We start from the raw sequence: 2,349 nt of genomic DNA, 5'->3' as shown, positions 1-2,349 counted from the left end.
GACGGGCTCGGCTGACAGGCCGGCCTCGCCGGCGCGCAGCGCCAGCTCGTCATTGGGCACGCCAGCGTCGCTGAGGCTCACCGGCACCGTATAGACGTGCCGGGCGAGGCCCTTGAAGGCCCGGAAATAGCCGCTCTGGTCCTTGGTGTTGATCATGCCGGAGATCAGAAACAGCGGCCGCGGGTGCTTCTCTTCCTGCTCGGCCAGCGCTTCGGCGATAACAAGGCCGGCGCCGGGATTGTGGCCGCCGTCGAGCCAGATATCGGCGCCCTTCGGCGCCAGCTCCGTCAGTCGGCCCTGGGTCAGCTTCTGCATGCGACCGGGCCAGGCGACGCTGCCCATCGCCTTTTCGGTGGCGCGGTGGCTGATCTCGAAGCCCGCCGCCTTGATCGCGGCAATCGCCGCTGCCGCGTTGGCGAACTGGTGGCGTCCGGGCAGGCGCGGCGGCGGCAGGTCCATCAGGCCGTCCTCGTCCTGGTAGACCATGCGCCCATTTTCCTCGAAAGCGAGGAAATCCTGGCCGTAGACGAAGGTCGGGCAGTCGAGCCGCTCGGCGGTATCGATCAGCACCTGCAGCGCCGTCTCGCTTTCCTGCGCGCCGATGACGACCGGGCAGCCGGGCTTGATGATGCCGGCCTTCTCGGCGGCGATCAGTTCGACCCGGTCGCCGAGATAGGCTTCATGGTCCATCGACACCGGCATGATCACCGACACCGCCGGCCTGGCGATGACATTGGTGGCGTCGAAGCGGCCGCCAAGGCCGACCTCGATGATTGCGGCTTCGGCCGGATGCTCCGCGAACAGCAGGAAGGTGACGGCGGTGAGGATTTCGAAGACCGTGATCTTCTGGCCTTCATTGGCGGCCGCAACGCGGGCGATGGCTTCGGCAAAGACCTGATCATCGACCAGCCTGCCGCCGCCTTCGGCGGCGAGACGGTAGCGCTCGTGCCAGTTCACCAGATGCGGCGACGTGTGCACGTGAACGAGATGACCGGCCGCTTCGAGCAGCGCCCGCGAGAAGGCGGCGCAGGAACCCTTGCCGTTGGTGCCGGCAATGTGGATTGCCGGCGGGATCAACTCCTGCGGATTGCCGAGACGTTCGAGCAGCCGCGTGATGCGGTCGAGCGAAAGGTCGAAGCCCTTCGGGTGAAGCGCCATCAGGCTTTCGATTTCGCGGTCGGCGGCAAGCGTTGTCATGGACGAATCCTAGCGCATGACCCCGAAACCGGAAATCGGTTTCGGAAAGGATCATGCGCAAATCAAAAAGCTACAGCACCGGACGGTGCGCGCAATCGCGCCTCGCGGCGTTCAGTGTCGCGTCACGCCTGCGGTCGCGCTTCCGGCTGGGCGAGCGCCGGCGGCAGGATCTCGGGCTCGAGCGGCTTGTCTGCCTGCGGCATCTTGAGCAGCATCTTCAGAAGCCGCGCGATGGTCTGGCGCATCTCCAGCCTCGACACCACCATGTCGACCATGCCGTGCTCCATCAGATATTCGGAGCGCTGGAAGCCGTCGGGCAGTTTTTCGCGGATGGTCTGCTCGATGACGCGCGGCCCGGCGAAGCCGATCAGCGCACCGGGCTCGGCGATGTGGACGTCGCCCAGCATAGCATAGGAGGCGGTGACGCCGCCGGTCGTCGGGTTGGTCAGCACGACGATATAGGGCAGGCCGGCTTCCTTCAGTCGGTCGACGCCGACCGTGGTGCGCGGCAATTGCATCAGTGAAAGGATGCCTTCCTGCATGCGGGCGCCGCCGGAGGCCGCGAACAGGATCAGCGGCCGCCTGCGCTGCAGGGCAACCTCGAACGCATGGACGATGGCGTCGCCGGCGGCCATGCCGAGCGAGCCGCCCATGAAGGCGAAGTCCTGCACGGTCACCACCACCGGCAGGCCTTCGATGCTGCCCAGCGCATTGACGATGGCATCCTCCAGCCCGGTCTTGGCCTTGGCGTCCTTCAGCCGGTCGGTGTAGCGCTTCTCGTCGCGGAATTTCAGCGGGTCCTGCACGACCTTGGGATTTTCCAGCGTCTCGTATTTGCCGTCGTCGAAGAAATACTTCAGCCGCTCCTTGGCCGAGATCTTCATGTGATGGCCGGAGGACGGGATGACGAACTGGTTGGATTCGAGATCCTTATGGAACACCATCTCGCCGGTCTCGGGATCCTTGATCCAGAGATTCTCGGGCATGTCGGTGCGCCGGCCGAGCATCGAATTGATCTTCGGGCGAACGTAATTGGTGATCCAGTTCATCGCTTCGGCTCCCGTCCTGACGAGGAAGAGGTAGGAAAACTATTCGGCGGCGGCAAGGCGGGCCGAGCGGACGCCCTGGGCAAGGCCGCTGACCAAAGTAGCC

At 65.2% G+C, this 2,349-nt stretch carries 1 protein-coding gene and 1 pseudogene; both read right to left on the bottom strand.

The window, feature by feature from the left end:
- The coding region (locus tag EN742_RS32110; RefSeq protein WP_148670411.1) for a folylpolyglutamate synthase/dihydrofolate synthase family protein at positions 1-1,197 on the bottom strand (1,197 nt) is incomplete at its 3' end.
- A gap of 182 nt (positions 1,198-1,379) precedes the next feature.
- Positions 1,380-2,246: pseudogene (accD, locus tag EN742_RS32105) on the bottom strand (acetyl-CoA carboxylase, carboxyltransferase subunit beta); the annotation flags it as partial.
- Positions 2,247-2,349 lie beyond the last annotated feature (103 nt).

The organism is Mesorhizobium sp. M4A.F.Ca.ET.020.02.1.1, from assembly GCF_004022645.1.
In the GTDB taxonomy this organism is placed as follows: domain Bacteria; phylum Pseudomonadota; class Alphaproteobacteria; order Rhizobiales; family Rhizobiaceae; genus Mesorhizobium.
Note: the sequence above shows the minus strand (reverse complement) of the source record. Positions and strands in the feature narration are given on the sequence as shown.